This window comes from Gellertiella hungarica (assembly GCF_014197145.1).
In the GTDB taxonomy this organism is placed as follows: domain Bacteria; phylum Pseudomonadota; class Alphaproteobacteria; order Rhizobiales; family Rhizobiaceae; genus Gellertiella; species Gellertiella hungarica.
Genome location: NZ_JACIEZ010000003.1, coordinates 95,675 through 108,628, shown reverse-complemented (window position 1 = coordinate 108,628; position 12,954 = coordinate 95,675). Strand labels below are relative to the sequence as shown.

The window sequence follows — 12,954 nt, the reverse complement described above, 5'->3', positions numbered from 1 at the left end:
GGCCGGCCCCATCGACAGCAGATGCAAATTTAGTTAGTTCTTTTTTAGTGCCCGTTCGAATCGTTCTCAGTGATGGCCAGCCATGTTTGCTTTTGATTCTGCCCATGAAGAGTGGAGACCTGAGCCGGTTCGGGAAACCGGCAAGCCCGCAGCGTCGGACTGGGATGAAAGGCAGGTCATCTCGCGTGCACTGGGTCTCATTCACGCCTTTGCGGAAATGCTCGTCCAGGACCCGCTCGAGATCGAGCTGCGCGACGAAATGGAACTGCCCATCGCCAAGGAGACGATGATCCAGTGCTTTGCGCTGATCCTGATGGCGGAAACGCGCCCCGAGTGGCGCAATGCATTCTACAATTCCGGGCTGAAGCTCGCCTATTTCTGGCCGGATATCGGTGCGGACAGGCTGCTCCTCCCGAAGGGCATTTTCGAAGATGCCATGAATATCGGTGAAGGCGACAGCCAGTATCAGAGCCTAAGCATGAATGCCGATCACATCCGCCGCTTCAGCGAGGCCTTCAGCCGGGTCGGACCCGAGCATGATCGCATCGCGGCGATCTTCGACGATGCCATTGCCAAGCTGACGGGCGTGCTGGAGCTTTGATGCCCCCGCCTGTCACCGCACGGTGAGGCCGAAGCCCTGCATCAGGCGGATGGTGGGAAAATCGGGATTGCCGGAGGTGAAAAGGGCAAAGTCCTGGTTCTCAGGATGCATGGCATCGGAAACCGAAGGGACCAGGCTGCGGGCGCGCCGGGCAATGGCTTCCGCGGGATCGATCCAGTCGACCGGCCAGGGAGCGAGCCTGCGGAAAACGTTCGCCATGAAGGGATAATGGGTGCAGGCCAGCACCACGATATCGGTCTTGCGCCCGTCCGGCATCTCGATGAAGCATTCCCGGATCTCCTCCAGCACCGCGTCGTCCGCTACCCCCTCGCCGCGCACATAGGCTTCCGCCATGCGGGCAAGGTTCTGCGATCCCACAAGCCGCACATGGCACCGGGAGGCAAAGGACTGGATCAGGTCGCGGGTATAGGCGCGCTTGACGGTGCCGGGGGTCGCCAGCACCGAAACGAGGCCCGAGCGCGTTCGTTCGGCGGCCGGCTTGATGGCCGGCACGGTTCCGACGAAGGTCATGTGGGGAAAGGCGGCACGAAGATCGGCGCCTGCAAGGGTGAAGGCCGTGTTGCAGGCAATGACGCAGACTTCCGGATCGTGGTCCTTGAGCAGCTTCTCGAAGAGGGAAAGGATCCGCGCCTTCAGCGCCTCTTCCTCCCATCCGCCATAAGGAAAGCCCGCGTCGTCGGCCACATAGATGAAACCGCGTTCGGGCATCAGCACGCGGGCTTCGCGCAGCACCGTCAGACCGCCGATGCCGCTGTCGAACATCAGAACCGGCTTCAGTTCATTGGTCATGTCCCTGCAGATCCCCCTGCCCTTCGCTCTCTTCCGCCGGGCGCTGCCCGTGCGGATAGCGCCGCGCGAACCGGTCCAACGAAGCCACGACGCCGCGGATGACGCCGATTTCCTGCGAGGTAAAGGCCCGTCGCGACAGCACGGCGCGGAGATTGTCCACCATCTTCGGCTTTTTGGCGGCAGGATGGAAATAGCCGCGCGCTTCGAGTGCCTCCTCGACGTGATCGAACAGGCCGAACAGCTCGTCCTTGGTCGCGGGCCGCTGTTCCACGGGCTGGAAAAGGGTCTTGCTGAGATCGTCCATGCCGGATTTCATCCATTCATAGGACATCAGCAGCACGGCCTGGGCGATGTTGAGCGATGCAAAGGCAGGATTGACCGGAAAGGTGACGATCTCGTCCGCCAGGGCGACTTCCTCGTTGGAGAGGCCCCATCGTTCCCGGCCGAAGAGGATGCCCGTCCTTTCGCCGCCGTTGAATTTCTGCCGCAGCGTCGTGCAGGCGGTGACCGGAGACCGGACCGGCTTGAAACCGTAGCGCTCGCGGGCGGTGGTGGCATAGACGAAATTGAGGTCGGCGATGGCGGCTTCGAGCGTTTCGAAAACCTGCACGCCATCGATCACATGGTCGGCTTTCGATGCCGCAGAGCGGGCCTTCTCGTTCGGCCAGCCGTCCCGCGGATTGACGAGGCGCAGTTCGGCGAGGCCGAAATTTGCCATTGCCCGTGCGACCATCCCGATATTCTCGCCGAGCTGCGGCTCGACCAGCACGATGACCGGACCTTCCTCGATCCGTTCCTTTTCGCTGTTTGTCCCTGACATGCGCCTTGACCGATGTTAATCCTGCTATCGGCGCATCTCCTTGCACATTCGGGCGCGTTTGCAAAGGCCGGGCCGCATCAGCCCGCCGTCATCCGGTAAGCCTCCACCCCCTCGCCGAGAGCCCCATTGTTGGCCTCGCGTATCCGGGCTGCCGCCTCGTCGTAGAGAAAGGGCAGAAAGGCATATCGCCTCCCGCGCGTCACTGGGGACACCTTGTGCAGCAAAGAACAGGAAAAGACCACGGCCCCGCCCGGAGGGGCGCGGAAGCTGCGTGGGCCAAACTCGGGGAAGCTCACCTCGCCGCCATCGAAATCGTCGTTGAGATTGATGGAGACGGCAAAGCGGCGATGGGCCGTGCCGGACGTGGTGTTATCCCGGTGGGCGCCGAAGTGGGCCCGGTCCTCCGCCGCGTAGCAGGCGACGATGTAGCGCTCCATGCGGGTTACCTCGAACTGGTGAACCTTGCGGATCTCGGGCACCACCCGTCGCCTGATGCGGAACTGCGCACCGGCAATGATATCGGCATCCTCGACGTTGTAGTCGCGCCGGCGCTTGTGGTTGTGATCGACCACATGCACCGTCTTGCCGTTGACTTCGCGCATGAAGCCGCTCTCCAGCCCCCCATGCTTGTCATAGAGCTCGACGAGGGTGCGGCAGAACTCCGTTTCGAACACGTTCGGGAGGATGATGACCGGCGCGTGCATGTCCGTGCCGGTAAAGCGCTCTGCCGGGGGAAGTCCCTCGAGGAATTCCAGAAGTTCCTGCACGTCCGGACGGTCTTTCCGGAAGGGGATGATCCTCATCACGCGCAGCAGGGGATCGAGCACGATCCATCGCATGGAGACATCCCGGCTTTCCTCGCTTGTCGGCGCTGCCCCGAAGGCACGGGTCATGCGAAAATCCGCGTCGACAAAATAGCGGTAGCCCGGATAGCTCTCCTTCAGCCGCCCTGCCGCCAGATCGCTGCCGTCGTTCGTTACGCCGAAGAAGGAGGCGAAATCATCGTTGAAGATGTCCGGCCGGGACTGGACGGCAAGGACCGTCGCCTGCGCGTGAACGTGCCGGGCCGTTCCAAAGAAGGCGAGGACGATATAGCGCCCCGCTATCGTATCGAACGCGAAGCTGGGATTGGAGGGAGTGCGCAGCTTCAGCCAGGGTGCCGGGTCACCGACGGACAAGCGATTGAACATCATGATCAAAAACCAGACCTATTAGAAATAAGTCAAGTCTAACAAATTCCGCCGGCCCTGCAAGGGACGATGTGTTGGATCATGCGCCGGTCACGGCGTGCCGGCGCCCAGCTTCGCAACGCGGTTCATGTCGCCGGCAGCAATGCCCACCAGCAACTCCTTGAGCGTGACGGCCTTTCCGGCGTCGTCGGTCGTGGTATCCAGCACGTCGTCGATGACGTACTGGCCCTTTTCCTCGATCACCCGGAAGGTGCGCTTCGTCTTGGGTGCCTTCTCGGAGCCCTCGAAGCAGCTCATGGCGTCGAAACTGGCCTCGACCGGCACATAGCCGTCCTCTCCAGCACCCACGGCAGGCAGGGCGCGAATGGCAATGTCCTTCACGTCGCAGCTGTCCTGCCCGCCGATGATCGGGTCGAAATCCAGCATCATCTCCGCTTCCGACATCTCGGAAACCTTTTCGGTGATGCGATAGGTCAGGGCGAAGCTTTCGCTGTAAAGACGATCGAGCTGCTTCCCGGCGAAGTAATCCGCACCGGCTTTACCGGCAACGAGACCGAAAAGCGCCTTTACCGGGTCCTGAGGGTCGGCAGCGCATGCAACGGTCGCGTGAAGACAAAGGGCGGCTGCGGCCAGCAGCGGGCGCGTGGAAAACATGGTTGTGGCTCCTTGGCGGTGCGGTTTACTGCTTCGCGATTTCCAGCATCTGTTCCTTGAGGCCCTTGCCGGAATTTCCGTTCTCGACCTGGTAGATGTCGTCGATCACCGGCTTCCCGCCCTCTTCCTCGACGTGGAAGATGACGACGGTGTCTTCCTTGTTGGCCGGATCATCGCCCATGCAGGCGCGATTGTTGAAGAGTGCCGTCACCTGACCGTCGCCGTCGTCCTCGACGCGCACGTTCTCGAAGGGGCATCCGTCCTGACCGTTGGCGATCACGTCGTAATCGAAGGGGCTGCCGGTGGTTTCGCCCTCGGGCAGATCGAAGGCCGGAAACTTCGATGCGGCCCGGTAGGCATCGGCGAAGGACTTGCTGTAGATGGTCCCGAGAAGGTCTTCGCTGAAATAGTCGTTGGCACCCGCATTCTCCGCCCGCCAGTTCTCTTCGGCGAGCTTCATCAGGGTCTTGACCGGCTGGGTCATGTCCGCGGCCTCAGCGGGTGCGGCGGCTGCAAGCATCAGGGGAAGGAGAAGCAGGGAAATTTTCTTCAGCACGAATTTGTCCTTTCTCGGCGGCAGGAGACGAATGCCTGACATCCTCTGCACCTTTCAGCAAGACATAACCATTATACGATACGCGGACAATGCGGCCGCCCGGTCGCGCCCGTTTCGCAAACCGGCCAATTTTGGGGGCGAAAAGACAAGCATCGACTTTCTGGTGCCTTTGCGATCCCTGCCGGGAATGCTATAGCGCGGCATCCCGCATCAACTCCCTCGGGGATTCCTCGTCAGGCATCCCCCACATTTCTAGAGGATGGTTTCATGAACAAGATCAAGGTGGCAAATCCGGTCGTCGACCTCGACGGCGACGAGATGACCCGCATCATCTGGCAGCTGATCAAGGACAAGCTGATCCTCCCCTACCTTGATCTCGACATCGAGTATTACGACCTCTCGGTCGAAAATCGCGACGCCACCAACGACCAGGTTACCGTGGACGCTGCAAACGCCATCAAGAAGCATGGCGTCGGCATCAAGTGCGCCACCATCACGCCGGACGAAGCCCGCGTGAAGGAGTTCAACCTGAAGGAAATGTGGAAGTCGCCGAACGGCACCATCCGCAACATCCTCGGCGGCGTGATCTTCCGCGAGCCGATCATCTGCAAGAACGTGCCGCGCCTGGTCCCGGGCTGGACGAAGCCCATCGTCGTCGGCCGTCACGCCTTCGGCGACCAGTACAAGGCCACCGACTTCAAGTTCCCGGGCAAGGGCACGCTGACCATCAAGTTCGTCGGCGAAGACGGCCAGACGATCGAGAAGGAAGTCTACAAGGCGCCCGGCGCCGGCGTGGCGCTGGCCATGTACAACCTCGACGAATCGATCCGCGAATTCGCCCGTGCCTCGATGATGTACGGCCTGATGCGCAAGTGGCCGGTCTACCTGTCCACCAAGAACACCATCCTGAAGGCCTATGACGGCCGCTTCAAGGACATCTTCGAGGAAGTCTACCAGACCGAATTCAAGGCCAAGTTCGACGAGATCGGCATCACCTACGAACACCGCCTGATCGACGACATGGTCGCTTCCGCGCTGAAGTGGTCCGGCGGCTATATCTGGGCTTGCAAGAACTATGACGGCGACGTGCAGTCCGATACGGTCGCGCAGGGCTTCGGCTCGCTCGGCCTGATGACCTCCGTGCTGCTGACCCCCGACGGCAAGACCGTGGAGGCAGAAGCCGCGCACGGCACCGTGACGCGCCACTACCGCCAGCACCAGAAGGGCCAGGAAACCTCGACCAACTCCATCGCCTCGATCTTCGCCTGGACCCGTGGTCTCGCCCACCGCGCCAAGCTGGACGACAACAAGGAGCTCGCCCGTTTCTGCGAAACGCTGGAAAAGGTCTGCATCCAGACCGTCGAGTCCGGTTTCATGACCAAGGATCTGGCGCTGCTGATCGGCCCGGATCAGCCCTGGCTCTCGACGACCGCCTTCCTCGACAAGATCGACGAGAACCTCAAGGCCGCCATGGCAGCCTGAGGCTCCTGAAAAGACATGAGACGAAAACCCGGCCACAGGCCGGGTTTTTTGTTGCCCTGCCCCAATCCCCCGCTATCGTGCCATATCCGAGCGAGGAGGATGAACCATGACCGGCAGCCTGACCCTTTACACCAATCCCATGTCCCGTGGCCGCATCGCGCGCTGGATGATGGAGGAATCGCGCCAGCCATATGAAGTGGTGAACGTGCCCTTCGGCCCTTCCATGAAGGCCGCCGACTATCGGGCCATCAACCCGATGGGCAAGGTGCCCGCCCTGAAACACGGGGACCGCATCATCACCGAATGCGCCGCCATCTGCGCCTATATGGCAGAGACCTTCCCCGAGACCGGTCTTGCCCCGCGTCCCGAGGAGCGCGCCGATTATTACCGCTGGATGTTCTTTGCCGCAGGACCTCTCGAGCAGGCCGTGACCAACCGCGCCATGGGCTTCGTCGTCCCTGATCAGAACCAGCGCATGAGCGGTTACGGCTCCTACGAGCAGGTGATGGACACGCTGGAAAAGGCCGTCTCCGCCTATGATTTCATCGCCGGCAACCGCTTTACCGCAGCCGATGTCTATGTCGGTTCCGCCGTCGCCTGGGGCCTGATGTTCGGCTCCATCGAGAAGCGCCCCGCCTTCGAGGACTATGCCCGCAGGATCGGCAGCCGCGAGGCCTATCGCAGAACCCATGCGCTTTGCGAGCAGGAAGGCGAGGCCATGAAGGCAGCCGGCTGATCAGCCCGCCTTCTTCACCGGCTGGCGCAGGATGGTCTTCAGACGCTGCGGCGCCGTACGCCGGGGATCCGAGAGATAGACCTCGTGATGGTGCCCGTTGAATGTCCAGTTTCCGGCGGGCATCACCTCGTGGTGAAGCTTGTCGAGCACAGGCGTCTCGTCGTCATAGCTGCCCACGTGGAGGGTCTGGATAACGGTTCCCTCCGCAAGCGTCACCGTGCGGAGACAACCCTCGGCATCGGGCGTGGCTGCCACGCAGGCGGCCACGGCCTTTTCCGCGAGCGCTTCCCCGACGAAGGGCGGAATGAGGATCAGCATCTGCCAGGACCAGTGATCCTTGTTCCTTGCCGCAAAGACCGCAGGATCCTCCGCCCACCAAAGGCCTTCGAGGGGCGGAACGGTATAATCCGCTCCGGCTGCCTTGCTCAGGAACTTCAGCTTGTAGGACGCGCGGTATAGCGCCTCGACGGCAGCCCTGTAGGCCGGGCTTGTGTTGGGATTTCCGAAGCCGTCGACGGCGAAATAGCGCGCCGGCGGAAGCGTCACTTCCTCGAAGCGCCCTTTCGGGGCTTCGAAAAAGTGCGGCATCTCCTTCCTGAGGTCGTGCTTCATGTCACACCACCGGAATGCAGATTTCTGTGATCAGGTCCTGCGGAGCGGTATCCTGCGGTGTATTGGGATAGATCTCGATGGCGGGCTCGTTTCTCACCTCGATGTTGGCAGCGGGAAGCCATTGGCCGTAGAGCCAGGTGTAGGCAAGGTGCAACTCGCTGTAGGGTCCCTTGTGGGTAAGGACGGCATAGCGGCCGCCTGCAATCGCGATCGGCCTGAGCGGCGCCTCGACAGCCATGTCGGGCTTGGATGTGGCGACGCAGGCGGCCGAGCGCAGCTGGTCCGGCGCCACGCCCTCCGGATCGTCATAATAGACTCCATACATCTTCGCCCCCGGCTCCGCGAGGTTGCGGGCCCAGAGAAGACCCCAGAGCGTTTCGAAAGCCTTTCCGATGGTGATGTAAGGCCCCCGGTGATCCACTCCGATGGCCTTCACCGGTTCCATTGTCCTGAATTCCACGTCATACATCCGCATGTCTCCCTGCCCGATGGCGGTCTTGATGGCCACATGCCCGCCCCGCTTGCGGTAGTCTGCGGGGGAAAGGCCGTAGCTCGTTTTGAACACTCGGGAGAAGGAGGCGAGGCTCGGATAACCGTTCTGCCTGGCGATGGCAATCACGGGTTCCGCGGTGGATACCAGCGCATTGGCCGCCCGCTGCAGGCGCAGCCGCCGCACTGTCTGGGCCAGCGTCTCCCCCTGAACCGCCCTGTAGATGCGGTGCCAGTGATAGGGCGACAGGCAGGCGATTTCCGCCAGCCGTTCCATGTCGAGATCCTCATCCAGGTGATCGTGGATATAGGCCGTGACACGGCGCAGCCTGCCTTCGTAGAGTGCCCATGAACAGGTCTGGTGCATTCGCTCTCCCGTCTTCTTCCGATACCCGCTTTTCAGCACGAAGCGGCTTCACAAATCCTGCGGACCTTTCGAAACGCAAGGCATGATATCGGCAGAAATGCTACGGGCAATGCTGGCGGCGCAGCTTTGCTGTCACAGGATCGGATGACGACCCCAGGACACTCGAGGAGAACCCGGATGATGGACAGGCTGGTACCCAAACTGGTGACCGTTTTTCAGGAAGGTTATGACCTTTCCCGGCTCAAGGCCGATGCCCTCTCGGGGCTGACCGTCGCCATCGTGGCTCTTCCGCTTTCCATGGCAATTGCCATCGCCTCCGGCGTCACACCCGACAGGGGGCTCTTCACCGCCATTGTCGGCGGCTTCCTCGTTTCGCTTCTCGGCGGCAGCCGTCACCAGATCGGCGGTCCGGCGGGCGCGTTCATCGTGCTCGTCTCGGCGACCGTGGCCCGCGAGGGCCTTGATGGCCTCCTCATCGCCACGGCGCTTTCGGGACTGTTCCTGATTGCTGCGGGTTTGCTGAGGCTCGGCCGGTTCATCCGGTTGATCCCCTACCCCGTTACCGTCGGCTTCACGGCCGGCATCGCCGTCATCATCTTTGCAAGCCAGATCCGCGATCTCACCGGGATCCGGATCGAGGGCGGCGAACCGGGGCCCGTCATCGAAAAGCTGATGGCGCTGTCCCGCGGCATCGCAACGCTCAATCCGGCTGCCCTCCTGCTCTCGCTGACCACGATTGCGGTGATTCTCGTCATCCGGAGGTTCCGCCCCGCCTGGCCTGCGCTGCTCATTGCGGTGGCGCTGATGGCAGTGCTGACGCAGCTCATGGCACTGCCGGTCGATACGATTTCCAGCAAGTTCGGCGGCATTCCCCGCACCCTGCCCATGCCGGCGGTTCCGGCCTTCACCATGGAGAAGGTCGTCGCGGTCCTGCCCGATGCCATCGCCTTCACGCTGCTGGGCGCCATCGAATCCCTTCTCTCCGCCGTCGTCGCGGACAGCATGACGGGCCGTCGCCACCGCTCCAGCATGGAGCTGATCGCGCAAGGAGTGGCAAATATCGGATCCGCGCTCTTCGGCGGCATCTGCGTGACCGGCACGATCGCCCGCACCGCGACAAACGTGCGCTCAGGCGCCACAAGCCCCGTTTCCGGCATGCTGCACGCCGCCTTTCTCCTCGCCTTCATGCTGATCGCGGCCCCGCTTGCCGGATACATTCCCCTGGCGAGCCTTGCCGGCGTTCTGGCCGTCGTTGCGTGGAACATGGTCGAAAAGCCGGCCTTCGCGGCCCTTCTTCGCTCCTCCCGGGCGGATGCGATCGTTCTCCTCGTCACCTTCCTGCTCGTCGTTTTCCGCGACCTCACCGAAGGCATCGTCGTCGGCCTCGCCGTCTCGGCAATTCTGTTCATCGACAGGATGAGCAAGACCCTGAAGGTGGAAGAACGACCGGGCCAGGCGGACGAAACCGAGAACCCCGTGGAAGGGGCTGCCAGCGATACGCTCGTCTACCGCATAGAGGGCGTGCTCTTCTTCGGCGCAGCGCCGCAGGCAGGCCCGCTGCTGGACCGCATCGCCAACGGCTATCGCCAGGTGGTGCTGGATTGCCAGGGCGTTCCCTTCATGGATTCCACCGCCGCCAACCTCATCGAAGGCGCGGTGCGCAAGGCAGCCAGGACGGGAACCCGCGTCTATGTTTCCGGTGCATCCGCCGCGGTCCGCGAAACCTTGGAGCACCACGAGGTTCATGAACCGCGCGTGGTCTTCTCGCCCTCTCTGGAGTTGGCTCTCGACGAGATCGCCCGCGCGCGCGAAGGCGATGCCCAGAGCCGCGCAGCAGGCGAATCGCCCGCCTGAGGCGTGCCGAAACGGAAAAGCCCTCCGGCCTTTCGGCGGAGGGCTTGTCGCAAGGGCTCGTTGATCAGGATCAGCCGGCGAGCGCGTTCCTGACGGCGGCGATGGCGGCATCGGCCTGTGCACCATCCGGACCGCCGGCCTGCGCCATGTCGGGACGGCCGCCGCCGCCCTTTCCGCCGAGCGCCGCAGACGCGACGCGCACCAGATCGACCGCGCTGAAGCGACCGGTGAGATCTTCCGTGACGGCCACGACGGCGCTTGCCTTGCCATCCGGCGATACGCCGATGAAGGTCACGACGCCCGAGCCCAGGCTGGCCTTGCCCTCGTCCGCCATCGGCTTCAGGTCCTTGGCATCCACGCCGGTCATCACCTTGCCGAGGAACTTGACGCCACCGATTTCCTCCGGCGCATCGCCACCGGCAGAACCGCCACCCATGGCGAGCTTGCGCTTGGCCTCGGCCAGTTCCCGCTCCAGTTTCTTGCGCTCGTCCATCAGCGCTTCGACGCGGGAGACGACATCGCCCGGCTGGACCTTCAGCGTGGAAGCCAGCGCCTTCACGCGCTCGTCCTGCTCCGCCAGATAGGCGCGGGCCGCATCCCCGGTCACCGCCTCGACGCGGCGAACGCCAGCACCGACGGCGCTTTCGGACAGGATGCGCACGAGACCGATTTCCCCGGTCGCGCCCACATGGGTGCCGCCGCAGAGCTCGAGCGAATAGGCCTTGCCGGCCTTTTCGCCGCGCAGCGCCGTACCCATCGATACCACGCGGACCTCGTCGCCATACTTCTCGCCGAACAGCGCCATGGCGCCTTCGGCAATCGCATCGTCCACACTCATGAGGCGCGTGGAGACCGGCGAATTCTGAACGATGATCTCGTTCGCCATGTCCTCGATAACCTTGAGCTCGTCCGCGCTCATCGGCTTGGGATGAGAGACGTCGAAGCGCAGGCGCTCCGGCGCAACCAGCGACCCCTTCTGCGCCACGTGGGTGCCCAGCACCTCGCGCATCGCCTCGTGGAGGAGATGGGTTGCGGAATGGTTCGCACGCAGCGCGCCGCGGCGCGCGTGGTCCACGGTCAGGACGACGGCATCGCCGGTCTTGACCGAACCTTCGACCACCTCGCCCGCATGGACGAACAGGCCCTCGCCCTTCTTCTGCGTATCGGTGATCCTGATCTTTGCGGTGTCGGTCTCGATGATGCCGGTATCGCCCATCTGACCGCCGGATTCGCCATAGAACGGCGTCTGGTTGACGACGACCTGAACGGCCTCGCCGGCCGAAGCGGCATCGACAGCCTTGCCATCGCGCACCAGCGCCTGGACAACGCCTTCGGCGCGCTCGGTGTCATAGCCCAGGAATTCGGTCGCGCCGTGCTTTTCCTTCAGCTCGAACCAGATCGTTTCATTCGCCTTGTCGCCGGAGCCGGCCCAATGGGCGCGGGCTTCGGCCTTCTGCCGCTGCATGGCGTCGTTGAAGCCCATGAGATCCACGCCGATGCCGCGGGCGCGGAGCGCATCCTGCGTGAGGTCGAGCGGGAAGCCATAGGTGTCATAGAGCTTGAAGGCGGTTTCGCCATCGAGGCTGTCGCCCTTAGAAAGCGTGCTTGTGGCGTCGGAAAGCAGCGAAAGGCCGCGCTCCAGCGTCTTGCGGAAACGGGTTTCCTCGAGCTTCAGCGTCTCCGAGATGAGCGCTTCGGCGCGCTGCAGCTCGGGATAGGCGCGGCCCATCTCGTTCACCAGTGTCGGCAGCAGCTTCCACATCAGCGGATCGCGGGCGCCGAGAAGCTGCGCATGGCGCATGGCGCGGCGCATGATGCGGCGAAGCACGTAGCCACGGCCTTCGTTCGACGGCAGAACGCCGTCGGCAATGAGGAAGGCGGAGGAACGCAGGTGATCGGCGATCACGCGGTGGCTGGCGCGGCGCTCGCCTTCGGCGGGCACGCCCGTGTGTTCGACGGATGCGGCAATCAGCGCGCGGAAAAGGTCGATGTCATAGTTGTCGTGCTTGCCCTGAAGCAGCGCCGCGATGCGCTCCAGCCCCATGCCCGTATCGATCGACGGGCGCGGCAGCGAGACGCGCTCTTCCTTCGTCACCTGCTCGTACTGCATGAAGACGAGGTTCCAGATCTCGATGAAGCGGTCGCCATCCTCTTCCGGCGAGCCGGGAGGACCGCCCCAGATGTGACCGCCATGGTCGTAGAAGATTTCCGAGCACGGGCCGCAGGGACCGGTATCGCCCATGGCCCAGAAATTGTCGGACGTCGGGATGCGGATGATGCGGTCGTCGGAGAAGCCGGCGATCTTCTTCCACAGCCCGAAGGCCTCGTCGTCATTGTGATAGACGGTGACCAGAAGACGCTTGGCGTCGATGCCGAATTCCTTGGTGATCAGGTTCCAGGCCAGCTCGATGGCCCGCTCCTTGAAGTAATCGCCGAAGGAGAAGTTGCCGAGCATCTCGAAGAAGGTGTGGTGGCGGGCGGTGTAGCCGACATTGTCCAGGTCGTTGTGCTTGCCGCCGGCGCGCACGCATTTCTGCGCGGTTGCCGCCGTGGAATAGGGGCGGGATTCAAGACCGGTAAAGACGTTCTTGAACTGCACCATCCCTGCATTCGTGAACATCAGCGTCGGATCGTTGCGCGGCACGAGCGGGCTCGACGAGACGATCTCGTGCCCGTTCCTTTTGAAGTAGTCGAGAAAGGTCGACCGGATATCATTCACACCGCTCATAGCACGCCCTTCATTTCCGCCCCGAAGGCGGTTCATCCATAAAAACCATTGGCTT

The 12,954-nt window shown here is 62.9% G+C and carries 12 protein-coding genes; 4 read left to right on the top strand and 8 right to left on the bottom strand.

Annotated elements, in window-relative coordinates; genetic code table 11:
* Positions 1–82: 82 nt before the first annotated feature.
* Positions 83–601 (top strand): hypothetical protein, encoded by a 519-nt coding sequence (locus GGR23_RS09005; protein WP_183365884.1) that lies wholly within the window; start codon positions 83–85, stop codon positions 599–601.
* A 12-nt stretch (positions 602–613) separates the two neighbouring features.
* Here the strand turns inward: GGR23_RS09005 and murI are convergent, their stop codons facing one another.
* From murI to GGR23_RS08980, 5 genes are all read right to left on the bottom strand, one after another.
* The gene (gene murI, locus GGR23_RS09000; RefSeq protein WP_183365883.1) at positions 614–1,411 is read right to left on the bottom strand and encodes a glutamate racemase; all 798 of its coding nucleotides are present in this window, start codon (positions 1,409–1,411) and stop codon (positions 614–616) included.
* A complete protein-coding gene (locus tag GGR23_RS08995; RefSeq protein ID WP_183365882.1) occupies positions 1,401–2,231 on the bottom strand; it encodes an RNA methyltransferase in 831 nt (276 codons plus the stop codon). The genes murI and GGR23_RS08995 overlap by 11 nt, the downstream gene beginning before the upstream one ends.
* Before the next feature lie 77 nt (positions 2,232–2,308).
* Complete coding sequence (locus GGR23_RS08990) at positions 2,309–3,424, bottom strand: 2OG-Fe(II) oxygenase (RefSeq protein ID WP_183365881.1); 1,116 nt, start codon at positions 3,422–3,424, stop codon at positions 2,309–2,311.
* Positions 3,425–3,511: 87 nt separating this feature from the next.
* Complete coding sequence (locus tag GGR23_RS08985; RefSeq protein ID WP_183365880.1) at positions 3,512–4,075, bottom strand: hypothetical protein; 564 nt, start codon at positions 4,073–4,075, stop codon at positions 3,512–3,514.
* A gap of 25 nt (positions 4,076–4,100) precedes the next feature.
* Positions 4,101–4,631, bottom strand: a complete 531-nt coding sequence (locus GGR23_RS08980; protein WP_343066644.1) for a hypothetical protein — start codon at positions 4,629–4,631, stop codon at positions 4,101–4,103.
* A 267-nt stretch (positions 4,632–4,898) separates the two neighbouring features.
* On the opposite strand from GGR23_RS08980, the gene GGR23_RS08975 reads away from it, so the two are divergent.
* Positions 4,899–6,113 carry an NADP-dependent isocitrate dehydrogenase gene (locus GGR23_RS08975; RefSeq protein WP_183365879.1) on the top strand — a complete coding sequence of 405 codons (1,215 nt, stop codon included), beginning with the start codon at positions 4,899–4,901 and terminating at the stop codon, positions 6,111–6,113.
* A 106-nt stretch (positions 6,114–6,219) separates the two neighbouring features.
* Positions 6,220–6,849: a glutathione S-transferase family protein gene (locus GGR23_RS08970; RefSeq protein WP_183365878.1), complete on the top strand. Its 630-nt coding sequence runs from the start codon at positions 6,220–6,222 to the stop codon at positions 6,847–6,849.
* On the opposite strand, the gene GGR23_RS08965 is transcribed toward GGR23_RS08970, so the two are convergent.
* Together GGR23_RS08965 and GGR23_RS08960 are read right to left on the bottom strand one after the other, a co-directional pair.
* On the bottom strand, positions 6,850–7,461 hold the full coding sequence (locus GGR23_RS08965; protein WP_183365877.1) for a GyrI-like domain-containing protein: 612 nt from the start codon (positions 7,459–7,461) through the stop codon (positions 6,850–6,852).
* Position 7,462: 1 nt separating this feature from the next.
* The gene (locus GGR23_RS08960; RefSeq protein WP_183365876.1) at positions 7,463–8,317 is read right to left on the bottom strand and encodes an AraC family transcriptional regulator; all 855 of its coding nucleotides are present in this window, start codon (positions 8,315–8,317) and stop codon (positions 7,463–7,465) included.
* A gap of 177 nt (positions 8,318–8,494) precedes the next feature.
* Between GGR23_RS08960 and GGR23_RS08955 the strand changes: the two genes are divergently transcribed.
* A complete protein-coding gene (locus tag GGR23_RS08955; RefSeq protein WP_183365875.1) occupies positions 8,495–10,171 on the top strand; it encodes a SulP family inorganic anion transporter in 1,677 nt (558 codons plus the stop codon).
* A 70-nt stretch (positions 10,172–10,241) separates the two neighbouring features.
* On the opposite strand, the gene alaS is transcribed toward GGR23_RS08955, so the two are convergent.
* Positions 10,242–12,899: an alanine--tRNA ligase gene (gene alaS / locus GGR23_RS08950; protein ID WP_183365874.1), complete on the bottom strand. Its 2,658-nt coding sequence runs from the start codon at positions 12,897–12,899 to the stop codon at positions 10,242–10,244.
* Between the last annotated feature and the right edge of the window lie 55 nt (positions 12,900–12,954).